Origin of the sequence: Pelomonas lactea (assembly GCF_043555885.1) — a bacterium.
Taxonomy (GTDB): domain Bacteria; phylum Pseudomonadota; class Gammaproteobacteria; order Burkholderiales; family Burkholderiaceae_C; genus Pelomonas; species Pelomonas lactea.
The window spans coordinates 251,576-273,576 of record NZ_JBIGHX010000001.1 but is presented as its reverse complement, the minus strand read 5'-3'; the positions used below and the strand labels follow the sequence as shown (position 1 = coordinate 273,576).

Annotated in this window: 18 protein-coding genes; 9 read left to right on the top strand and 9 right to left on the bottom strand. The window is 69.2% G+C overall.

From position 1 onward, the window contains the following. Window positions 1-4: 4 nt before the first annotated feature. Both ACG04Q_RS01090 and metK read right to left on the bottom strand, forming a co-directional pair. Window positions 5-1,546 carry a methyl-accepting chemotaxis protein gene (locus ACG04Q_RS01090; protein ID WP_394508957.1) on the bottom strand — a complete coding sequence of 514 codons (1,542 nt, stop codon included), beginning with the start codon at window positions 1,544-1,546 and terminating at the stop codon, window positions 5-7. A gap of 259 nt (window positions 1,547-1,805) precedes the next feature. Next, window positions 1,806-2,987: a methionine adenosyltransferase gene (gene metK / locus ACG04Q_RS01085; protein ID WP_394508956.1), complete on the bottom strand. Its 1,182-nt coding sequence runs from the start codon at window positions 2,985-2,987 to the stop codon at window positions 1,806-1,808. A gap of 130 nt (window positions 2,988-3,117) precedes the next feature. On the opposite strand from metK, the gene ACG04Q_RS01080 reads away from it, so the two are divergent. Next, the gene (locus tag ACG04Q_RS01080; protein WP_394508955.1) at window positions 3,118-3,996 is read left to right on the top strand and encodes a lysophospholipid acyltransferase family protein; all 879 of its coding nucleotides are present in this window, start codon (window positions 3,118-3,120) and stop codon (window positions 3,994-3,996) included. On the opposite strand, the gene ACG04Q_RS01075 is transcribed toward ACG04Q_RS01080, so the two are convergent. After that, window positions 3,980-5,248 (bottom strand): ATP-binding protein, encoded by a 1,269-nt coding sequence (locus tag ACG04Q_RS01075; RefSeq protein ID WP_394508954.1) that lies wholly within the window; start codon window positions 5,246-5,248, stop codon window positions 3,980-3,982. The genes ACG04Q_RS01080 and ACG04Q_RS01075 overlap by 17 nt on opposite strands. A 46-nt stretch (window positions 5,249-5,294) precedes the next feature. Continuing rightward, a complete protein-coding gene (locus tag ACG04Q_RS01070) occupies window positions 5,295-6,029 on the bottom strand; it encodes a response regulator (RefSeq protein ID WP_394508953.1) in 735 nt (244 codons plus the stop codon). A 145-nt stretch (window positions 6,030-6,174) separates the two neighbouring features. Here ACG04Q_RS01070 and ACG04Q_RS01065 point away from each other — a divergent pair, with 145 nt between their 5' ends. From ACG04Q_RS01065 to ACG04Q_RS01035, 7 genes are read left to right on the top strand one after another with little or no spacing between them, the layout of a single operon-like run. After that, on the top strand, window positions 6,175-6,618 hold the full coding sequence (locus tag ACG04Q_RS01065) for a DUF2147 domain-containing protein (RefSeq protein ID WP_394508952.1): 444 nt from the start codon (window positions 6,175-6,177) through the stop codon (window positions 6,616-6,618). Continuing rightward, window positions 6,615-7,751, top strand: coding sequence for a cytochrome c biogenesis protein/redoxin (locus tag ACG04Q_RS01060; RefSeq protein WP_394508951.1), 1,137 nt, complete (start codon window positions 6,615-6,617; stop codon window positions 7,749-7,751). Before ACG04Q_RS01065 ends, ACG04Q_RS01060 begins: the two co-directional genes overlap by 4 nt. A gap of 9 nt (window positions 7,752-7,760) precedes the next feature. Next, window positions 7,761-8,600 carry a diaminopimelate epimerase gene (gene dapF / locus ACG04Q_RS01055; protein WP_394508950.1) on the top strand — a complete coding sequence of 280 codons (840 nt, stop codon included), beginning with the start codon at window positions 7,761-7,763 and terminating at the stop codon, window positions 8,598-8,600. Further along, a complete protein-coding gene (locus ACG04Q_RS01050) occupies window positions 8,597-9,310 on the top strand; it encodes a DUF484 family protein (RefSeq protein WP_394508949.1) in 714 nt (237 codons plus the stop codon). Before dapF ends, ACG04Q_RS01050 begins: the two co-directional genes overlap by 4 nt. Further along, window positions 9,307-10,230 (top strand): tyrosine recombinase XerC, encoded by a 924-nt coding sequence (locus ACG04Q_RS01045; protein WP_394508948.1) that lies wholly within the window; start codon window positions 9,307-9,309, stop codon window positions 10,228-10,230. Before ACG04Q_RS01050 ends, ACG04Q_RS01045 begins: the two co-directional genes overlap by 4 nt. After that, window positions 10,227-11,750 carry a hypothetical protein gene (locus ACG04Q_RS01040; protein ID WP_394508947.1) on the top strand — a complete coding sequence of 508 codons (1,524 nt, stop codon included), beginning with the start codon at window positions 10,227-10,229 and terminating at the stop codon, window positions 11,748-11,750. The genes ACG04Q_RS01045 and ACG04Q_RS01040 overlap by 4 nt, the downstream gene beginning before the upstream one ends. Continuing rightward, entirely contained in the window at window positions 11,747-12,928 is a 1,182-nt protein-coding gene (locus tag ACG04Q_RS01035) for a class I SAM-dependent rRNA methyltransferase (protein WP_394508945.1), read from the top strand. Before ACG04Q_RS01040 ends, ACG04Q_RS01035 begins: the two co-directional genes overlap by 4 nt. Here ACG04Q_RS01035 and ACG04Q_RS01030 read toward each other — a convergent pair. After that, window positions 12,918-13,988: an NF038122 family metalloprotease gene (locus tag ACG04Q_RS01030; RefSeq protein WP_394508943.1), complete on the bottom strand. Its 1,071-nt coding sequence runs from the start codon at window positions 13,986-13,988 to the stop codon at window positions 12,918-12,920. The genes ACG04Q_RS01035 and ACG04Q_RS01030 overlap by 11 nt on opposite strands. Window positions 13,989-14,065: 77 nt before the next feature. Then, window positions 14,066-14,545 (bottom strand): Lrp/AsnC family transcriptional regulator, encoded by a 480-nt coding sequence (locus ACG04Q_RS01025; protein ID WP_394508941.1) that lies wholly within the window; start codon window positions 14,543-14,545, stop codon window positions 14,066-14,068. A gap of 136 nt (window positions 14,546-14,681) precedes the next feature. Between ACG04Q_RS01025 and glmS the strand changes: the two genes are divergently transcribed. Next, complete coding sequence (gene glmS / locus ACG04Q_RS01020; protein ID WP_394508939.1) at window positions 14,682-16,547, top strand: glutamine--fructose-6-phosphate transaminase (isomerizing); 1,866 nt, start codon at window positions 14,682-14,684, stop codon at window positions 16,545-16,547. A 288-nt stretch (window positions 16,548-16,835) separates the two neighbouring features. On the opposite strand, the gene ACG04Q_RS01015 is transcribed toward glmS, so the two are convergent. The 3 genes from ACG04Q_RS01015 to ACG04Q_RS01005 all read right to left on the bottom strand — a co-directional run bounded on the left by ACG04Q_RS01015 (window position 16,836) and on the right by ACG04Q_RS01005 (window position 21,927). Continuing rightward, window positions 16,836-17,891, bottom strand: a complete 1,056-nt coding sequence (locus ACG04Q_RS01015) for a hypothetical protein (RefSeq protein ID WP_394508937.1) — start codon at window positions 17,889-17,891, stop codon at window positions 16,836-16,838. Window positions 17,892-18,085: 194 nt separating this feature from the next. Beyond that, a complete protein-coding gene (locus ACG04Q_RS01010; protein ID WP_394508935.1) occupies window positions 18,086-18,805 on the bottom strand; it encodes a hypothetical protein in 720 nt (239 codons plus the stop codon). After that, entirely contained in the window at window positions 18,802-21,927 is a 3,126-nt protein-coding gene (locus tag ACG04Q_RS01005; protein WP_394508933.1) for an HsdM family class I SAM-dependent methyltransferase, read from the bottom strand. Before ACG04Q_RS01005 ends, ACG04Q_RS01010 begins: the two co-directional genes overlap by 4 nt. Window positions 21,928-22,001 lie beyond the last annotated feature (74 nt).

The window sequence follows — 22,001 nt, the reverse complement described above, 5'->3', positions numbered from 1 at the left end:
CCGGTCAGGTCTTGAAGGTCGAGACCAGCTTCACCAGCGCATCGGCCTGATGCCGCAGGCTCTCGGCGGCAGCGGCGCTTTCCTCGACGAGCGCGGCGTTCTGTTGCGTCGCCTGGTCCATCAGCGAGATGGCCTCGCCCACCTGGCTGACGCCGGTGCTCTGCTCGCGGCTGGCCGAGCTGATCTCGCGCACGATCTGCGCGACGCGGCCGATGGAGGTCACGACCTGCTGCATGGTTTCGCCGGCGCGGTTCACGAGGGCCGAGCCCTGCTCCACGCGCTCGACGCTGTCGCCGATCAGCGTCTTGATCTCCTTGGCCGCCTCGGCGCTGCGCTGCGCCAGCGTGCGCACCTCGCCGGCCACGACCGCGAAGCCGCGGCCCTGCTCGCCGGCACGGGCGGCCTCGACGGCCGCGTTCAGCGCCAGGATGTTGGTCTGGAACGCGATGCCGTCGATGGTGCCGATGATGTCGGCGATGCGGCGCGAGCTCTCCTCGATGCCGCGCATGCGCTGCACGGCCTCGCCGACGACCTCGCCGCCCTGGCGCGCGACCTCGGTGGCGTCGGCGGCCAGCTGGTCGGCCTGGCCGGCGTTGTCCGCATTGAGCCTCACGGTGGCCGACAGCTGCTCCATGGACGCCGCCGTCTGCTGGATGGCGCTGGCCTGTTGCTCCGTGCGGGCCGACAGGTCGTTGCTGCCCATCGCGATCTCGGCGCTGGCCGTGGACACCTCGTCGGCGTTGTTGCGCACCGAGCCCACCAGGTGGCGCAACGACTGCTGCATGCTGGCCAGCGTCTGCGTCAGCTGCGCCGTCTCGTCGGCGCCGTCGGAGCGGATGTCGCGCGACAGATCGCCCTGGCCCACTTCCTTGGCTTCATGGATGGCCGCACGTAGCGGCCGCACGACGGAACGCGTGATCAGCCAGGCGGCGGCGACGCCCAGGCTCAGGCAGATTGCGCACAGCGTCACCATCAGCACCTGAGTGCGCCTGGCGGCCTCCAGCACGCCGCGCGTCGAGTCACGCACGCGCTCGCCCTGGTAGTCCGCCATGTCGGAGATGGCCTTCACGTAGGTGTCGGATGCGGGCCGCATCTTGCCCTCCAGCACCTGCAGCGCCGCTTCGGCCTCGCCGGCCTTGAGCTGTGCGAAGACGCCGTTGCGGATGTCGACGTAGGCCTTGCGAGAGCTGGCGATGGTGTCGAGAAGCGCCTTTCCCTTGTCGGTGTCCTCGGCCTTGGCCAGGCTCTCCTGCAGCTCCGTGATCTTGCCGCTGGTGGTCTTGATGACCGGGGAGAAGAACTCCGCCACCGGGCCCGAGCCGCCGGCCCGCGCAACGGCATCCGTGCGCGTCACGTTGAGCTGGGTCTGCGTGCGCCAGTCCTGCGCGACGTCCTGGCGGCGCTGCAGTTCGATGAGCAGGTCGATGTGTGGGCCCACCTTGGACATCTGCTGGTAGCTCAGGCCCACGGCCACCGCCAACAGCAGCAGCACCAGCCCGAAGCCCAGCGCCAGCCGGGTACCGATGCGCAGGGATTGCATGTTCATCACCGCCTCCGTGGTTGTCCGCTCACAAGGGTGGCCGGTGGCGCACCCTGCCGGTGCGTGGACTCTAACGCCGAGCAGGCGAGGGGTGCACAAAGAAAAACACCGCCCCGGTGGGCGGTGTTTCGCGGAAAGCGTGGCGCTCGTTGCCGGCGGGCTGCTGCCTTGGGGGCGACAGCTGTATCGGTACGTTGGGCGCCGTTCACATCGCTACGCGATATGAACTTCGCCCACGCACCGAACCGCGCTTCGCGCGGCGGCCTTACAGGCCGGCAGCAGCCTTGAGGGCTGCAGCTTTATCGGTGCGTTCCCACGTGAACTCGGGCTCTTCGCGGCCGAAGTGGCCGTAGGCCGCAGTCTTGGAGTAGATCGGGCGCAGCAGGTCCAGCATCTGGATGATGCCCTTGGGGCGCAGGTCGAAGTGCTCGTTGACGAGCTTGGCGATCTGGTCGTCGGGGATGACGCCGGTGCCTTCGGTGTAGACCGTCACGTTCATGGGGCGGGCCACCCCGATGGCGTAGGCCACCTGCACCTGGCACTGGCGGGCCAGGCCGGCGGCCACGACGTTCTTGGCGACGTAACGCGCCGCGTAGGCGGCCGAGCGGTCGACCTTGGACGGGTCCTTGCCCGAGAACGCGCCGCCACCGTGCGGGCAGGCGCCGCCGTAGGTGTCGACGATGATCTTGCGGCCGGTTAGGCCGCAGTCGCCCTGCGGGCCGCCGATGACGAAGCGGCCGGTCGGGTTGATCAGGTACTTGGTGTCGGCCGTCAGCCAGTCCTTGGGCAGCACGGGCTTGATCAGCTCTTCACGGATGGCCTCGTAGAACTCGTCCGTCATGCGGTCGCCCAGCGAGTACTCCGGCGCATGCTGGGTGGACAGCACGACGGTGTCGATGCTGTGGGGGCGGCCGTCCACGTAGCGCATCGTGACCTGGCTCTTGGCATCGGGACGCAGGAACGGCAGGCGGCCGTCCTTGCGCAGCTGGGCTTGGCGCTCGACCAGCCGGTGCGCGTAGTAGATCGGCGCGGGCATCAGCTCGGGCGTCTCGTCGCAGGCGTAGCCGAACATCAGGCCCTGGTCGCCGGCGCCGGTGTTCAGGTGATCGTCGGACGCGTGGTCCACGCCCTGGGCGATGTCGTTGCTCTGCTTGTCGTAGGCCACCAGCACCGCGCAGCCCTTGTAGTCGATGCCGTATTCGGTGTTGTCGTAGCCGATGCGCTTGATCGTGTCGCGAGCGATCTGGATGTAGTCGACGTGGGCATTCGTCGTGATCTCGCCGGCCAGCACGACGAGGCCCGTGTTGCACAGCGTCTCGGCGGCCACGCGGCTGCGCGGGTCCTGCTCGAAGATCGCATCCAGGATGGCGTCGGAGATCTGGTCCGCCACCTTGTCGGGATGGCCTTCGGAAACAGACTCAGACGTGAAGAGGAAGTCGTTCGCCACTTTTAAACTCCGGTTAGCTTGTTGATCGGCGTTGCCGACGCCCCAGGAGGTGCGGCGAACGCTTTAGCGGGATTTGTGAATCGCCCCGCAAGTAGTTCAGTAACTCGGCGATTCGTGCAGTATAGAAAACATGGGCTGGGTCTTTCGCTTTTTATCCCGCTGGCCGCTGGCGCTTTTGCACGCTTTGGGCGGCTTGCTGGGCTGGCTGGTCTATGCCGCCTCGCCGACCTACCGGCGGCGTTTCCGGGCCAACGTCGCGCAGGCGGGCATCGCCTGGGGCCGCGCGCGCCCGGCCATTGCGGCGGCCGGGCGCATGGCTGCCGAGCTGCCCTGGCTGTGGGTCGCCACCAAGCGCGAGCCGCTGGGCGGCAAGCTGCGCTGGGACGGCGGCGAGCTGATCGCCGCCGCGCTGGCCGAGAAGCGTGGCCTCGTCATGCTGACGCCGCACATGGGCTGCTTCGAGATCTGCGCGCAGGCGATTGCCGAGCGGTTCACGACGCCCGAGTCGCCCATCACCGTGCTGTACCGGCCCGCACGCCAGGCCAGCCTGCGCGACGTGATGGCCGGCTCGCGCGAGCGACCGGGCCTGGCCACGGCGCCGGCATCGCTGGCCGGGGTGCGGCAGATGATCCGCGCGCTGCGCCGTGGCGAGGTCATCGGCCTGCTGCCCGATCAGGTGCCGCCCGACGGCCTGGGCGTGTGGGCGCCGTTCTTCGGCAAGCCTGCCTACACGATGACGCTGGCGGCGCGGCTGGTGCAGCAGACCGGCGCGGCGCTGCTGCTCATCTGGGGCGAGCGGCTGCCGGGCGGTGAGGGCTTCGTCGTGCACGTGCTGCCGGCGCCGGAGATCGCCGGCGACGCGTCCGCCGAGGACGCCGCGGCGGTCATCAACGCGGCGATGGAGGGCATCATCCGCCGTGCGCCTGGCCAGTACATGTGGGGCTACCACCGCTACAAGCAGCCGCGCGGGCTGGACATCGGCGCCGCGCCGCCTACGCCGGAAGGCTGAGCCGGGCTGCCAGCCCGCCGCCCTCCCTGGGCGTCAGTTGCAGCGTCGCGCCCAGCGCCTGTGCCAGGCGCAGCGCGATCGCGAGCCCCAGTCCGGTGCCGCCGCTGTCGCGGTTGCGGGATGCCTCCAGCCGGACGAAGGGCTGCAGTGCCGCTTCCAGCTGGTCGGCCGGGATGCCGGGCCCGCGGTCCAGCACGGCGATCTCCACGCGGCCGCCGGCCAGCCCGACGACCACCTCGGCCGCGCCGGCGAACTTCACCGCGTTGTCGAGCAGGTTGCCGATCACGCGGCGCAGCGCGCGCGGCCGGGTCGTCACGGTGAGCGATCGCGGCGCCTCGAGGCTGGCCTGCTGGCCGGCGTCCTGCGCATCGCAGACCAGCCCGTCCAGCAGCGCGACGAGGTCCACCGCCTGCGGCGCCTCTTCGGCCGCATGGGCGCTGGCTGCGTAGTGCAGCCCTTCGTCAACGAGGGCGCGCATCGCGTCGATGTCGGCCAGCAGCTTGTCGCGCGTCGCGGCGTCGGCCAGCAGTTCGCTGCGCAGCCGCAGGCGCGTGAGCGGTGTCTGCAGGTCGTGCGTGACGGCCGCGAGGATGTGCGCACGCTCGCGCAGATGGGCCTGGATGCGCGTCTGCATCGCATTGAAGGCGCGGGCGGCGGACGCCACCTCGCGCGGGCCGGTCTCTGCCAGCGGCGCCGCGGCGGGGTTGTCGCCCAGCCGCTCGGCCGCATCTGCCAGGCGGCGCAGCGGCCGTGTCGCCAGCCGGATGGCCGCGGCACCGCACAGCGCGAGCACGGCCAGCTGGGCAGCCAGCAGCGCGAACGTCGTCGCTGACGGCGTCACCGGCGGCGGCCGCACGTGCAGCGCCAGTGGCGCGCCATCGGCCAGCGTCAGCGCGAACACCAGTTCGCCGTCGGGCCGCGCGCCCGCGGCGGCGATGCGTGCGGCGCCCACCTCCTGCGCCAGCGTGCGGGCCAGCGCCGTGGCGGCGGGCGCGGCGGCGAGGTCCACCGGCGCAGCACCCAGGTCGTAGCGGTGGTGCGGCCGTGCCAGCCGGCCCAGCCAGTGCGCACGCTGGGCCCGTGGCAGGTGGTCCAGCACCGCGACGGCGGCGGCCACGTCGCGCGCGAGGTAACTGCCCAGCATGCGGTCCATGGCCTCGCGGCGCTCGGCCATCCAGGCCAGGCTGGCCAGGCCGTAGGCCAGCAGCAGGCCCACGACCAGCAGCGTGGCGATGCGGCCGGCGAGCGTCATCCCGCCCGCGCGCCGCGTGCCGCGGCCGGCCGCGTGGGAGGCGCCCTCATCGGATGGCCTCGACGTCCGCGCAGAACACATAGCCCTCGTTGCGCACCGTCTTCACGAGGCGGGCTTCCTTGGCGTCGTCACGCAGGCGGCGGCGCAGGCGGCTGACGAGCAGGTCGATGCTGCGGTCGAACGGGTCGGCGTCGCGGCCCTGCGTCAGGTTCAGCAGCTGGTCGCGGCTGAGCACGCGCTGCGGATGGTCCAGCAGCGTGCGCAGCAGCCGGTACTCGCCGCCGGTCAGCGGCACCAGCGTGCCGTCGCCGTCCAGCAAGTGGCGGGCGGTGGTGTCCAGCGTCCAGCCGGCGAAGGCGAGCCGGCGGGCCTGGCGCTGCGGGCTCAGCCGTGGTGGCAGCTGGCGCGTGCGTCGCAGCACGGCGCGGATGCGCGCCAGCAGCTCGCGCGTCGCGAACGGCTTGGCGAGGTAGTCGTCGGCGCCCATCTCCAGGCCCAGCACGCGGTCGGCCTCATCGCCGCGGGCGGTCAGCATCAGGATGGGCAGCGGCTCGGCCTCGCGGGCACGCAGGTCGCGGCACAGCTGCAGGCCATCCTCGCCGGGCAGCATCAGGTCCAGCACGACAAGGTCGATGGCCTCGCGGGCGAGCGCGGCTCGCATCTCCGCGCCTCGTGTTGCCGTGCTGACGCGGTAGCCGGCGGCGCGCAGGTAGTCGGCCAGCAGGGCCAGCAGCTGGCGGTCATCGTCGACGAGCAGCAGATGGTCGGGACGCGGTTCCATGGCGGCGCACGATAGCCCAGCCGGGCAGCCTGTTTGTATCGCTCTTTGTCTGCGTTGCCGGCACGTGTCCGGCGGCGACGTGTCGACATCGTCGCGATACCGCGGCCCGCTGCAATGGCGGCTCTTCCACTGCACGAGGTGATCCATGAGAAACGTCCTTGTCCTTCTCGCCGTGCTGGCCGCCGGTGCCGCCCAGGCCGACCCGCGTGGCCTGTGGCTCACGGCCAGCGGCAACCTGGAGGTGCGCATCGAGCCCTGCGGCGCCGCGCTGTGCGGCAACGTGGCGCGCGTGCTCGCCAACCAGTCCATGAGCCGGCCCGGTGAGGCCATGTCTGCCGACGCGCAGCCGGCGTACGCGGGCATGCCCCTGCTCAGCGACTTCGTGCCGTCGGCACATCGCGCCACGGCCGACGGTGAGCGCGTGGCCACCGAATGGCGCGGCCGCCTCTTCAACCGCGAGAACGGCAAGACCTATGACTGCCTGATGTCCCTGGGCCCGGCCGGCGAGCTGCAGCTGCGCGCCTACGTGGGCCTGCCGTTGTTCGGCCGTACGCAGGCCTGGCGGCGCCTCTCGCAGGAGGCGCAGTGAGCGCCGCGCTGACGTGGGCGGCTGCCTTCGGGGCCGGGCTGGCCACCGTGGCCAGCCCCTGTGTGCTGCCGCTGCTGCCGGCGCTGCTGGGCAGCAGTTGGGGGCGGCCCGACCCGTGGCGGCCGCCGCTTGTGGTGCTGGGCTTCGTCGGCGCGTTCAGCGCGCTCGCGCTTGCCTTCGGGGCGTCGGCAACGGTGCTGGGCCTGTCGGCCGCGACGGTGCGCGACGCCGCGGCCATCGCACTGCTGCTGGCGGGCGTGCTGCTGCTGTGGCCTGCGCTGTGGGAGCGGCTGTCGCTGCCGCTGGGGCGAGTGGCGGACCTGGCGCAGCGTGCCGGCCAAGGCGGTGGGCGGGTCGGCGCCGTCGTGCTGGGGGCCAGCCTGGGCGCGCTGTGGACGCCCTGCGCCGGGCCCGCGCTGGCCAGCATCCTCGCGCTGGTTGCCGGCGCCACCGAGCGCGGGCAGGCGGCGGCGTTGCTGCTGGCCTATGCGGCCGGGGCCGGCGGGCCCATGCTGGCCGTGGCCTACGGCGGCCAGCGCCTGGCGCGTTGGCTGCGGGCCTGGGCCGGTGCGGCGGCGCGGCTGCGCCAGGGCGTGGGCGTGCTGATGGTGGTGCTGGCCGGTGCCAGCCTGGCCGATGTCAGCTCGGCCTGGGTGGCGGCCCTGACGCGGCCGGCCGAGTCGCCGCCATCGCTGCCCGTCGGCGGGCCGGCGCCCGGGCTGCCGGGTGCTGGCGCCTGGCTCAACGGCCCGCCGCTGACAGCGCAGGACCTGCGCGGCAAGGCCATGCTGATCGACTTCTGGACCTGGGACTGCGTGAACTGCCTGCGCAGCGTGCCGATCATCGAGCGGCTGCACCAGCGCTACGCGTCACGCGGGCTGGTTGTCATCGGCGTGCACACGCCGGAGTTCGCGCACGAGCGGCCACTCGCCGGCGTGCAGGCCGCGGTACGGCGGCTGGGCCTGCACTATCCGGTCGTTCAGGACAACGACTACCGCACGTGGGCCGCCTTCGGCAACCGCTACTGGCCGGCGGCCTGGCTGGTCGACCAGAGCGGCCACATCGTCTACCGCCACGAGGGAGAAGGCGGCGAGGCGGAACTCGTCGCGGCCATCGAGGGGGTGTTGCGATAATCGCGCCCCATGAGATTGCGCTTCACCAAGATGCACGGCGCGGGCAATGACTTCGTCGTCATCGATGCGACGAAGCAGCCCCTGGCGCTGACGACCGAGCAGATGCGCCTGCTGGGCGACCGCCGCTTCGGCGTCGGCTGCGACCAGATCCTCGTCATCGAGCCCAGCACCGACGCCGGCGCGGACTTCCGCTACCGCATCTTCAACAACACCGGCGACGAGGTCGAGCATTGCGGCAACGGCTCGCGCTGCTTTGTGCGCTACGTCGTCGATGCCGGCCTGACGGACAAGCGCGAGATCCACGTCGACACGATGAACCGCCGCCTGCTGCTGACGCTGCAGGACGACGGCCGCGTGACCGTCAACATGGGCGCGCCGGTGTTCGAGCACGCCGCGCTGCCGTTCGATGCGCAAGGCCTGACGCCGCGGCTGGAGAACGGCTTCGAGCTGTGGCCGGTCGAGGGTGCCGAGCTGGGTGTGGTGTCCATGGGCAACCCGCACGCGGTGCAGCGCGTCGACGACGTCGAGACGGCGCCGGTGCTGACGCAGGGGCCGGCCATCGAGCGCCATGCCCGGTTCGCGAAGCGGGTCAACGCCGGTTTCATGCAGGTGCTGTCGCGCGACCGCATTGCGCTGCGCGTGTTCGAGCGCGACGCCGGCGAGACGCTGGCCTGCGGCACGGGCGCCTGCGCGGCCGTCGTCGTGGGCATACGCGCCGGCTGGCTGGACCGGTCGGTGGAAGTGCAGACGCGTGGCGGCCTGCTGCGCATCGAATGGGCGGGCGGCAACGCACCGGTGCTGATGACCGGCCCCGCCGTGAAGGTTTTTGACGGAGAGATCACGCTGTGAGTTCCAACCCGGCCGCGGACGCGGTGCAAGGCATCACCGAAACCGACATCGCCAACTACCTGGCGGCCACCCCCGGCTTCTTCGAGCGCCACGCGGCGCTGCTGGCGACCGTGCAACTGCAGCATCCGCATGGCGCGCGCGCCGTGTCGCTGCAGGAGCGCCAGGCCGAGATGCTGCGCGACAAGATCAAGGGCCTGGAGTTGCGCATCGTCGACATGATCCGCAATGGCCAGGACAACGTGGCCATCGCCGACCGGCTGCACCGCTGGACGCTGGCCGTCATGCGCGCCGCCGGCACGCCGGCCGAGCTGCCCGAGGTGCTGCTGACCGAGCTGCGCCACCAGTTCATGATTCCGCAGGCCAGCCTGCGCCTGTGGGGCGTGGCGCCCGAGCACGAGGCCGCCGAGTTCGCGGCGTCGGTCAGCGCCGATGTGCGCAGCTTCGCGTCCAGCCTGAGCCAGCCCTACTGCGGCGTGAACTCCGGCTTCGAGGCGGCGCGCTGGCTGGGCCTGAGCGAGAGCGGCGGCACGGCGACGTCGCTGGCGCTGATCCCGCTGTCGCTGGCCAAGGTCAACGAGGGCAAGCCCTTCGGCCTGCTGGTGCTGGGCTCGCCGGACCCGACGCGCTACACGGCCGAGATGGGCACGGACTTCCTGACCCGCGTCGGCGAGATCGCCAGCGCCGGGCTGGCGGGCTTGCTCGCTGCATGAGCGAGCTGTGCGCTGATTTCGGCGAGTACTTGCAGCACGCGCGCGTGCAGCAACGCCTCAGTCCGCGCACGCTGACGATCTACACCGACGGGCTGGAGCGCCTGCAGCGCATGCTGGCCGACGCGGCCGTCGACGCGCGCGCGCTGACGCTGGCGCAAGCCCGGCGGCTGGCCGCGCTGCTGCACCGCGAGGGCCTGGCGCCCAAGTCCATTGCGCTGCTGCTGTCGGTCTGGCGCAGCTGCTACCGCTGGCTGGGCCAGCAGGGCCGCGTGCCGCTGAACCCCTTCGACGGCCTGAAGGCGCCCAAGGCGGCCAAGCCGCTGCCCAAGGCGCTGGGCGTGGACGACGCGGTGCAGCTGGCCGGCCATGTGCCGGACGAGATCGCCGACTCGCGCCTGGAGGCGCGCAACCGCGCGATGGTGGAGCTGCTGTACGGCGCCGGCCTGCGCGCGGCCGAGCTGATCGGCCTGGACGCGCAGGCCAGCGGCGCCGCCGAGGGCTGGGTGGACCTGCCTTCCGGCGAGGTCCATGTGCTGGGCAAGGGCGGCAAGCGCCGCAGTACGCCACTGGGCCGCGCCGCGGCCGAGGCGCTGCAGGCCTGGCTGGCCGTGCGCGGCCAGCTGGCGGCACCCGGCGAGCCGGCGCTGTTCGTCGGCGCGCGCGGCCATCGCGTCGCCGGCTCCACGCTGCGCACCATGCTGCGCGCCCGCGCGGTCAGCGCCGGCATGCCCGCCCACGTGCATCCGCACATGCTGCGGCACAGCTTCGCGTCGCACCTGCTGCAGTCCAGCGGCGACCTGCGCGCGGTGCAGGAACTGCTGGGCCACGCCCACATCACGACGACCCAGGTCTACACGCAACTGGATCACCAACATCTCGCGCGCATCTACGACGCTGCACACCCCCGGGCCAAGAAATGACCCTTCGACTCGCCACGCTCATGGCGCTGCTGCCGGCCTGTGCGCTGGCCACCCCTGACGACGCGCCTTTTTCGAATCCGGCGCGGCTGAACACGCTGCGCCCCGCCACCGTGGAGGCCAACTGGACGCGCATGAAGATGCCCGACGGCGGCCGCACGGCGTTCGCGTCGGTCAGCTACATGATGGCGTTCGACGACGACTGGGGCTTCGGCCCCGGCTTCTACGGCACGGCCAAGGGCAACTACGGCGGCATCTTCACCGTCGGCTTCACCGGCCAGCGGCGCTGGCGCCTGAGCCGCAACACGCACCTGGCGGCCAGCCTGTACGTGGGTGCGGGCGGCGGCCTGTCGAGCCCCCAGATGCGCTTCGGCGGTGGCCTGATGCTGCGCCCCGAGCTGTCGCTGCGCACCGAGAGCGGCCCCTGGTACACGGGCGTGGGCCTGTCGCAGATCCGTTTCCCCAGCGGCAACGTGAAGAGCGGCGTGGGCCTGGCGTTCACGGTGGGCCGCGCGATGGACTTCACCAGCTTCTCGCCAGACGACGCCGGCCGGCCCGGCCGCTCGGGCCGGCGCTCCGGGCTGGGCTTTGACGAGATCACGCTGATCGGCGGCTTCGAGAAGCCGCGCCCGTCCAGCCGCACGCGCGGCGGCACGCCGTACGCGGGCAAGGTCGGCAAGGCCGGCGCCGAGCTGCGCCAGTACATCGCCGACGGCAGCTGGTGGGGCGTCGAGGCCGCCGGCGCGGCCAAGGGCGGCGTGGATGGCTACATGGAAGTGCTGGGCCAGATCGGCCAGGACTGGGCGCTGTTCGGCAACCCGCGGCTGCGCGTGGGCGGGCAGCTGGGCGCCGGCCTGGGCGGCGGCGGCAATGTGGACACCGGCAACGGCTGGCTGCTGCGCGCCGGGCCCACGCTGCGCTGGGTCACGCCCTGGGGCCCGACGCTGCGGCTGGACGCCGGCCTCACGCACGCGCCCAGCGGCTCGTACACGGCGCCCTTCGTGCGCGCCGCACTCAGCATGCCGCTGGATCGCACGCCCACGCTGATCGGCGACGACCCGGGCGGCACGGTGCGCGTGCAGCAGCTGGGCGCCAGCGTCATGCACCTGCCGCGCATGCGCTTCAAGGACGGCCGGCAGGAGGCGGTCAGCCACCTGGCCGTCAGCATGTCGCGCGAGTTCTCGCCGCGCCTGTACGGCACGGCGCAGGCGGGCAGTGCGGCTGCCGGCAGCGCGGGCGCCTATTCGTTCGGCCTGTTCGGGCTGGGCGTGCAGAGCGACCCGCTGTGGGGCGACAAGCTGCGCCTCGGCGCCGAATGGCTGGTCGGCGCGGCCGGCGGCGGCGGCGTCAAGGTGGGCGGCGGCGCGGTGACGCAGGCCGAGGTGTGGGCGCAATGGCAGCTGGCCGAGCGGCTGCGGCTGCGCGCCGGCGTGGGCCAGTTCCGCACCATCCGCGGCAGCGACCAGTCCACGCCGCTGACTCACTTGCAACTGAGCTACGCCTTCGGAGCATTGCAGCGATGAAGAAGATCACCCTCCGCCCCGGCAAGGAGCGCTCGCTCGTCAAGCGCCACCCGTGGGTGTTTGAGAGCTCCATCGCCCGCGGCGGCGGCGACGCCGGCGAGACGGTGCGCGTGGAGTCGGCCGACGGCCGCTTTCTCGCCTGGGCCGCGTTCAGCCCCAAGTCGCTGATCCGGCTGCGCGCGTGGAGCTTCGACGAGGCCGAGCGCATCGACGCGGCCTTCTTCCAGCGCCGCATCGCGCAGGCGGTGGCGATGCGCCGGCGGCTGGCGATCGCGTCGGACGCCTGGCGGCTCATCCACGGCGAGGCCGACGGCCTGCCCGGGCTGGTGGTGGACCGCTACGGCGACACGCTGGTGGCGCAGTTCGGCAGCGCCGGCGCGGAGCGCTGGAAGGCGGTGATCGCCGACGCGCTGCTGGCCGAGACCGGCCTCACGCGACTGTACGAGCGCTCCGACGCGCAGGCGCGCGAGTGGGAAGGGCTGCCCGCACAGACCGGCTGGCTGCGCGGTGAAGGCGAGACGACGCTGACGATCCGCGAGCACGACTGGCAGCTGACGCTGGACGTCGCCGAGGGCCACAAGACCGGCTACTACCTGGACCAGCGCGACAGCCGCAAGCGTTTTGCCGACGCCGTGAGGCAGTACGGCTGCCAGACGGTGCTGAACTGCTTCAGCTACACCGGCGGCTTCTCCGTCGCGGCGCTGGCGGGCGGCGCGAGTCACGTCGTCAGCGTGGATTCGTCGGGCCCGGCGCTGGCGCGTGCCACCGCGCACGTGGCGCTGAACGGTTTCGACGCCGGCCGACACGAGGCCTGGGATGCGGACGTCAACGCGACGCTGCGCCGCTGCCTGCAGGAAGGCCGGCGCTTCGACGCCATCGTGCTGGACCCACCGAAGTTCGCGCCCACGGCCGCGCACGCCGAGCGCGCGTCGCGCGCCTACAAGGACATCAACCGCCTGGCCTTCATGCTGCTGAACGACGGCGGGCTGCTGTACACGTTCTCGTGCTCGGGCGGCATCGCGCCCGACCTGTTCCACAAGATCGTTGCCGGCGCGGGCCTGGATGCGGGCGTGGACGGCTACATCGTCGAGCGCCTGTCGGCCGCGGCCGACCACCCGCAGACGGTGTGCTTCCCCGAGGGCGACTACCTGAAGGGCCTGGGCCTGCTCAAGCGCTGACGCCGCCACGGCGCCGCCGGGCCCAGCCCAGCACGGCCAGGCCGCTCAGCAGCAGCGCGTAGGTCTGGGGCTCGGGCACGGGGTTGGTCAGGTTCCAGCCGATGGCATCCAGGGCCAGCAGGTCGGCGTCGGTGGTCGTGAAGCTCTGGCCCCAGGGCACGATGGGCCGCATCAGCGTGTTGCTGCCGTTCAGGAAATGGCTGGCCTGGCTGCCGTCTCCGTGGGCGGCGCCGGTGGAGAAGCCCTGCAGCGCCGTCGCGCCGCCGTCCAGCGACAGGTAGGGCGCGCCGCCCACGGCCACGTCCAGCGTGCCGGGCGCCGAGTAGCGCAGCAGGTCCAGCGAGTAGTACCAGCTGCCGGCCTCGAAGCCGCCGGCCGTGCCGCACTGCGCCGCATGGTCTAGGCAGTAGTCGATGGCGTCCACGCCCGACACGAAACCCAGCGCATGGCCGATCTCGTGCTCGGCCACCGAGATGAAGTCGATCTTGTCGTAGGGCACGCCGCCGCTGCGGCTGTACGCGAAGTTGCCGGCGTAGGCATTGGAAAAGCGGATGCGGGCGTCGGGGCTGGATTCGTTGGTGCCGGGGTTCAGCACGCCCAGCGCCTTGGCGTTGGCGGTCGTCAGCAGCAACTGGCGGTTGTTGGCGGAGCCATCGTTGTCCAGGTGCCGCACGTTGCCGGGCAGCGTGGCCATGAAGCTCAGCGACGTGCCGGCCTGCAGATGCGTGACGGCGCTGGTGTCGGCGGCCGACGTGGCGTCCGCCGCCAGCCGGGAGCGCAGATCGCCGTAGCTCAGGCCGTACTGGGCCCAGGTGGTGGTGGCCAGCGTGCCGCCGCCCAGGTCGTCGAAGCCGATGTCGATGTAGACGGTGAGGTGGTCGCTGAGCTTGCTCTTCCACAGGCTGGCTGCGCTCTCGAAGGCGGCGAACTGTGCGCTGCTCATGGGGGTGGGGCCGACGTCCCTGAAGACGATGTCGAGCGCCTGCGCCGCCGGGGCGGCCAGGCCGGCAACAGCCAACGCCAGGGCCGGGGCGGCGGTGCGGAAGAAGCGGGATTGCATGCGGTGCTCCAGGGCCGGACGTGGCCTGGCTGGATTCTGGGCGGCTTCCGCGACAGAAGCAGCAGCGGCGTGCCGCCTCAACCGGTGACAAGCGCCGGCAGGCCGATGCGGGTGTCGAACTTGGCCCGCTTCACGCTGAAGAAGGCCTTGATGTTGCGTACGTTGGCGTGCTGCGTCAGCAGCCGCTGCGTCAGCGCGTGATAGGCCGGCATGTCCGCCACCTGCACGATGAGCACGAAGTCCGGCCCCGGCGACACGCGCCAGCACTGCTGTACGGCGGCGTCCTGCACGGCCTGGGCCTCGAAGGCGTCCAGGTGTTCGGCGCCCTGGCGGTCCAGCGTGATCTCCAGGATGGCCGACAGGCCGGCGCCCAGCTTGTCCGCCGACAGGATGGCCACGCGGCGCTCGACGATGCCGGCGTCCACCAGCCGCTTCACACGGCGCAGGCAGGTGGCCGGCGACACGGCCGCGCGTGCGGCCAGGTCCTGGTTGGTCAGCGAGGCATCGGCCTGCAAGGCGTCCAGCAATCGCAGGTCGATGGCGTCGATTTCATTCATGATTTGCGCTGTTTTGAATGAATATTTCTATATCGATGAATGGAGAAATTTTCGTCCACAAGAAGAAGAATATTGCACGCATATGCCGCGCTTGACTGCCTAGCATGCACGCCATTCCTCGAACGGAGACCCATCCATGTGCGGCATCGTCGGCGCGGTCAGTCAGCGCAACATCGTTCCCATCCTCGTCGAAGGCCTGAAGCGGCTCGAATACCGCGGCTATGACTCCTGCGGCGTGGCCGTGCACCAGGACGGCGCGCTGCGCCGCGCCCGCTCCACGTCGCGCGTGGCCGAGCTGCAGCACCAGGCCGACCAGGACGGCATCGCCGCCGGCACCGGCATCGCTCACACCCGCTGGGCCACGCACGGCGCGCCGGCCGTGCACAACGCGCACCCGCACTTCTCCACCGGCCCGGGCGCCACGGCGCAATCGGTCGGTCGCATCGCGCTGGTCCACAACGGCATCATCGAGAACCACGACGAGCTGCGCGCCGAGCTGAAGGCGCGCGGCTATGTGTTCTCCAGCCAGACCGACACCGAGGTCATCGCCCACCTCGTCGACCACCTCTACAACGGCGACCTGCTGGACGCCGTGCAGCAGGCGCTGCCGCGCCTGAAGGGCGCCTACGCGGTGGCCGTGTTCTGCCGCGACGAGCCGCACCGCGTCGTCGCCGCGCGCGAGGGCTCGCCGCTGGTGCTGGGCGTGGGGGCGGGCCATGGCGAGAACTTCGTCGCCTCCGACGCGATGGCGCTGGCCGGCGTGACCGACCAGATCGTCTACCTGGAAGAGGGCGACGTCGTCGACCTGCAGCTGGGCCGCTACTGGATCAGCCGCCAGGACGCCACCACCGGCCGCTACGGCGCCGTGCAGCGCGAGGTCAAGACCGTGCACGCCCACAGCGGCGCCGCCGAGCTGGGCCCGTACCGCCACTACATGCAGAAGGAAATCTTCGAGCAGCCCACCGCCATCGCCAACACGCTGGAGGCCATCACCAGCATCAGCCCGGAGCTGTTCGGTGACGGCGCCTACCGCGTGTTCAAGGAGATCGACAACGTCCTCATCCTGGCCTGCGGCACCAGCTACTACTCCGGCTCCACGGCCAAGTACTGGCTGGAGAGCATCGCCAAGATCCCCACCAGCGTGGAGATCGCCAGCGAGTACCGCTACCGCGACAGCGTGCCCAACCCCCGCACGCTGGTCGTCACCATCAGCCAGAGCGGCGAGACGGCCGACACCATCGCCGCGCTGAAGCACGCGCGCAGCCTGGGCATGCCGCACACGCTGACCATCTGCAACGTGGCCACCAGCGCCATGGTGCGCGAGTGCGAGCTGGCCTACATCACGCGTGCGGGCGTGGAGATCGGTGTCGCGTCCACCAAGGCCTTCACGACGCAGCTCGTGGGCCTGTTCCTGCTGACGCTGGCGCTGGCGCAGACGCGCGGCCACCTGACCGAGGCGCAGGAGGCCGAGCACCTGAAGGACCTGCGCCACCTGCCGGTGGCCGTGCAGGCCGTGCTGGCGCTGGAGCCGCAGGTCATCGCGTGGAGCGAGGAATTTGCGCGCAAGGAGAACGCGCTGTTCCTGGCCCGCGGCCTGCACTACCCCATCGCGATGGAAGGCGCGCTCAAGCTCAAGGAGATCACCTACATCCACGCCGAGGCCTACGCCGCGGGCGAGCTCAAGCACGGCCCGCTGGCGCTCGTCACGGCCGAGATGCCGGTGGTGACGGTGGCGCCCAACGACGCGCTGCTGGAGAAGCTCAAGAGCAACATGCAGGAAGTCCGCGCCCGCGGCGGCCAGCTCTACGTGTTCGCCGACGGCGACACGGCCATCGAGAGCGAAGCCGGCCTGCACGTCATCCGCATGCCCGAGCACTACGGCGCGCTGTCACCCATCCTGCACGTGGTGCCGCTGCAGCTGCTGGCCTATCACACGGCCTGTGCGCGGGGGACGGACGTGGACAAACCCCGCAACCTGGCGAAGAGCGTGACCGTCGAATGACGGGCAGGCGCGCAACCAGGTTGGTGACTCCAACAAATAATGTCCGTCGGACCTAAATAAAGTCCGTCGGGCATATTCCGCATTGCGAGAGCTGGGGTCCGCCGGGCAGACGCCTCACGTGGCGGCGCTGAATGCTGCGCCTGAGAACGGAAACCGCTGGCGGGCCTGCGCGGCGCCGAGAGTAGTCGCTGTGATCAGATGCCTGGACGGGAGCGTCGAGGCGTAGACGGTGGGCGGCTCACGCGCGCAACTGCATCGGATTGATCGACTGCCTGATGTTCACCGACCTCAGGTCGATCCGTCCCTGGACGGAAAGCGAATCTCCAAGTCTGCAAAAGCATATAGAGCAGGACCAGCCTTGTAGTTGTCCTTGCCCTCAAGCCTCCCCAAGAGCTCGATGAGAGGACCTTCGGAGTGAGGCAGCATTGCCGCGAACATCCTGTGAAGAGCCTTGGACCGTTCGAAGGTGAACTCGCCATCTGCATGGTTGATCCGACCGAGAGCGAGCCCGAGTTCAATCGCGTCCGCAGCGCCGCGGTCTGCCACCAGGTTCGGCAAGTGTCTGACCTTCTGTTCGACCCCCTTCGCCAGCTCCTTGGTCTGCCGCCAGCGTCCCTTGACATTGGGCGATGTCGAGACATTGAAGATGAGCTCCTCGACCTCGGCGCACCACTTCGTGATGTCTGCGGCATCGTCAGTCGTTAGCACGCGGGAATTCGTCTTCAACATGCGCACCAGCGTGCGAAGCTGCTCTGGGTCCTCCCCGGCCATCTCACCGACCTCACTGAACAGAAGTTCAATGAAGTGCCAAAAGAACCCGCCGTAGTAGCCCAGGACGAGCCCCGACAGGCGATCCGAACTTGCGCTGCCTGACGTCGTGCCGGTGCTGATCATGAGGCCCGGATAGTGGCTCGACAGCACGGTGGGATCGAGCGCCAAGCCAGAGTAGATGTCGTCCCAGAACAGCAGGCCGACAGCGAACTTGCCTTCCTGGATGCGCTTCTCGGAAAGTGCGCGAACTTCCTTTAGAAGCACCTTGTCGTTCTTGGCTGTGGTTGCGATGAACAAGGCAGAAAGATCGACATCAAAGTCTTCGGCCTTGTCGATCTCCTCCTGGATGGTTTTCAACGTGAGTTGCTTGACCGTGTTCTTGCATTGAATACCGACGGGCCTTCCCAACTGGTCGGGGCCGAAGATGTCCACGCCGTTCTGCTTCTGCCCAGAGCGCCCATTTCGCTGAAGCGTAGGGCTAGCCCATTTGAGCTGCATTGCATCCTTGGTGATGAGCTCGAACTCCTCCCAACCCGAGGGCTCGGGGAGTCGCATTCCGTAGAGCGTCGGCATCGTCGTTCTATGTGCATGTTTTTCAAGTTAGCTTACGACATCGCATTGCGCTAGTTCCGCTATTGCTTCTTGCGCGGTCACGTCGATGCGTTCATGCAGGAGTTCGAGCCTTTCACTGGCCACGAGCAATGCTTCTCTTGTCCGTATTGCTCCAGGGCGTTTCGACGACGCACATCGCGGCCGGCCCATCCATGTCACACGTTGAGCCAAAGATGGATTAGCTGAATGTCGCCCGGGCTAGTGCCGTCCTTGAACGTCCAGGTGCGCCCATGCGTCGTGTGGAAAGCATCCGGCTTCACGGTCGTGTACGTGCACTTGACCGCCTTGGCGCCCTTGACGTTGTAGGCCCCCCCGTTCTTGGCGAGGTGGGTGTCCAGCGATGCAGGGAGTGTGAATGTCGGCTTCTTCACGTACGCGAGCATGAACGCGTGGGGCATCCCCCAAGCGTAGTCGCCGACGACATAGCGCGACAGGCCATCAGAACAGTATTTCCCGACGGTTTGCTTGCCGCCGTTCAAGACTTTTGCTTCGACGAACAAGCGGTGCTGAATGCCGTGGATGCCAGGCGCTGGATTGACCTTGAGCTTGAAGGACAGGTCGGGACGTTTGGCCAGCTTCTGGCCGTTGTAATTGCTCAGGCCGCCGTCAGAGTGCGGGGTCTCGAAATCCTTGGTGAAGGCGCGGATGGATCCTTGATTGCGCAGGAGATCCACCACGCGCAACAACCCTTCCGAGATGGCGACCTCATTGGCCGTCGCGAGCTGAACCCCGTACACCGCAGGAGAGGCACGCAGCTCTTGCCAAGCCAGCCTCAAGGCTCGCTCGACCGCCCTGATCTGCAATGCACCGAACGGCGGCAGCCGATAGTTGCCTTGCGTCGCCAGGGCGCGCCTCGCCAGGAAGCCGGCGGTCAAGCTGAATGCTCCAGTTCTCCGGCGACAAGGCTGCCAGGCATACCCGCAATGTCCATTGCCAGGGCCCGCGCTCGGCTGCTCGTCCAGTAGCGGTACTGCGCGAGGATTCCGATGCACAGCTTCCCGTTTTCCAAGGGCATCAGAACGCGGCTCGCACCCTCTCGATCGGCAAGCGCCGTCAGCGCTTTGCGCAGCATTTCGCCGCTGTCTTCGAACGATCTCCCGCCCGCTAAATCGACAACGAGGAACATCCAGCTGTCGGATCCGTCGTCCAACACAGTCGCGATGGGCTCTGGCTCGTCGTCATCGAAATATTCACGCAGCTCGCTTGCGAGATCCCTCTCGAACCTCCGGACCTGCTGGCGCGTGGGCTTGGACTGCGCCAGGTTCTTGGACTCCGCCACGGGCGAGCTCACCGCCAGCGCATCGTCGATGAGCTGGCCATCGGCGCGAGACAGCCCGTACACGCTGCAGACCCAGCGGTTCATGCGCTCCACCAGGCTGTCCTCGTCCGCCGTCGCCTTGCAGAAGGCCTCGGCGAACTTGCAGGCATCGATCTTCTGGCCCCGGTTGAGCTGCTCGAAGGGCACCAGCGGAAACTGATTGACGTCTTCGACATAGATCGTGTCTCGCTCGACGCCAAAGCGCGCGCTGGTCATCAGCGTGTAATACCTGAACAGCGAGCTGTTTGCGATGACGAAGAGATAGCACGCCAGCTCCGCGGGATGGGCATGGCCTGCGGTGCTGTAGCCGTAGAACGAATAGTTGAAAGCGACGGGCGTCGAGTCCAGAGTGATGCGGACGGGATGACTTGTGGCCTTCGCACCAGGGGTCTGGCTGAAGAGGACGAGGGGCGTGCGGTAGATCTCCGGTCGCCTCGGGCGCTCGACCTTGGCGAGCGTGAATGGCTTCAGCCGACTGGTCTCGACATACCGCCCGCTTGCGTCGCGGGTGCTGAGCATCTTCGCGCCCATGTCAGCGATGAACTCGGCCTTCTCCTTGCCCGGTCCCATGAATCCTTGCCCGCTGAAGAGGCCGCGCTCCTCGGTCCAGTAGTCGGCGAGTCGGACCATCTTCGGTCGGTCGCCGCCAAGCTGCGCCTCGAGGCGATCGATCAGATCAACGTCCAGCGGCGTGCCCCTGAACAGGGTCTTCAACAGATGCGGCTTCGAGACCAGCACGCCGGATTCAATGGGCTGCGCGCTCTCGTAGTCGGTGCGCCAGAGCGACCGCCGGTTCAGGCCACGCTCGATCTCTGGGCTGACGAAATAGAAGTGGTCCGCCGCCGAAGGCACTTCATTGCGGGCGAAAAGCAGACAGAACGGCGCGTCGACGTCGGGCCAAACTTCCTCCTTGCGCAGCGCCGTGCCGTTGAGTACGCCGGTGATGCGCAGCGCACGGAACAGCGCTTCGCGCGCCGATGCTCCCGCGTCCGCACGGCGGAACAGCAGGCGAGCGTGCACCGCGTAAGCGATCACGGCCTGGGGCTTGGCCCACAGCATGGAACGCCAGATGAAGGGGACATCCGGTGCCTTCAGGGGATTCTCGTGATCGTCGGCGATGTCCTTGAGCAGCGGCGACCGCTCGCCCGCGATCTTGCGGATCATGAGCGAGACCCGCTTGTTGATCGCATCCGCCCGCTTCTGGGAACCCTCCTGCCCCTTCTGGGCCTTCCATGGCGTCCAGGGCGGGTTCGAGATCACCAGGTCGTACTGGTTGCCCTTCGGATCGTCAGGCAGGACGGCGCCGAGACTGCCGACGACCAACGCGCACGGACGCTGTTCGTCTTCCAGCCGGGTGTTGAACAGCACGGTGCCGAGCAGAGGCTCAAACAGCATGCTCTCGCCGGACATCGGCTCGGGATCCAGCTCGAGGGCGGTTAGATACAGGCTCAATGCACCGAGCTTCAACGCATGGTCATTGATGTCGTAGCCACGCAGCTGGTCGTTCAGGATGCGGCGGATTTCCTTCGTGCGCGGCCGCTTGCCGGTGCGCCGCCACCGCTCCTGGACCAGGCGGCGCAGGCTCAGCACGAGGAAGATGCAGGCGCCCGCTGCGGGATCCAGCACGCGAACCTCGTCCAGCGGCACGGTGTCGATGCCTGGAAAGGCCTGGTCGAGCATGTACTCTGCGATGTAGCGCGGCGTGTAGTGGATGCTCTCCTGGTCGGCGTCGTCACCGAAGAATTTGTGCGCGTAGCTCTCGTACACCTGGCTGAGCAGGTCAGCGGGCACGTGCGAGAAATCGATCCACGAGCAGTCGAGGAACATCTGCCCCAGCGGCGTCGTCCGATCGATGATCTTGGACAGCTCGCGGAAGACGGAACCCGTCTCGTCGTTCAGTGAAGCGAAGTATTTATCGTAGTCGTCGCAGTCAAGCGGCAGCAGTTCACCATTGAAGGTCTCGTCCAGCCAGTTGCAGCACAGTGCTGCGGTGCGGGCGTTTCCGAACGGGCTGCCCATGTCCCTCTTGAAGAGCTCCGGGCAGGTGGACTGGGTCAGCAGCCGGCGGTCCAGCAGGAAGCAGGTGAACAGGACCCGTCCGACCAGCGACAGGATCTCGCCGTCGCGGCCCTGGAGAGGCCCGGTCTTGCGCAGGGCCTGCGTCACGTGATCGAGCAAACCGAACAGCAGATCGTGGACCGCGCGCTTGTCGCTGTCGCGTGTCGCCTTCTCCCACCGCTGGCGCTCGATCGAACCGGGTGGAACGCCCGCGGCCAGGTCACGGATCAGGAAGTCAGCGCGCTTATCCCCGGCCCGCACGAGCAGCGAGTCCGCGAGGTCCGGCGCGTAGTGGGCCGACACCAGCTCGATCTGGCCAGGATGAACGATGGCGAGATAACTCTTCTCGCCGCGGCACGCCAGCGCAGACCGCAGCGACACCAGGCCGACTTCGACGTCGCCCAGGGGCGGCAGCGACTCCACGTTAACGGCGTACAGCAGCGGCTGGCCGTTCACCAGCACGACGGCATCCGGCGCGATGAACGGCAGATCAGCGCGTCCAGATTGCTCGCGCTGCAGGTCCAGGAATTCGATCGTCGCGGCCGACTTGTCTTTCAGCGAATGGATTTCGCTTGGTGCTGCGCCAAAGGCGGTCAGCCTGCGGCTCAGGTCATCGTGCATGGCCGACATGCTAGTGGAGCCCCACCACCCGACGCATCGTGGTTTGCGCCATCTGGCTGCCCGTCATGGTGTCG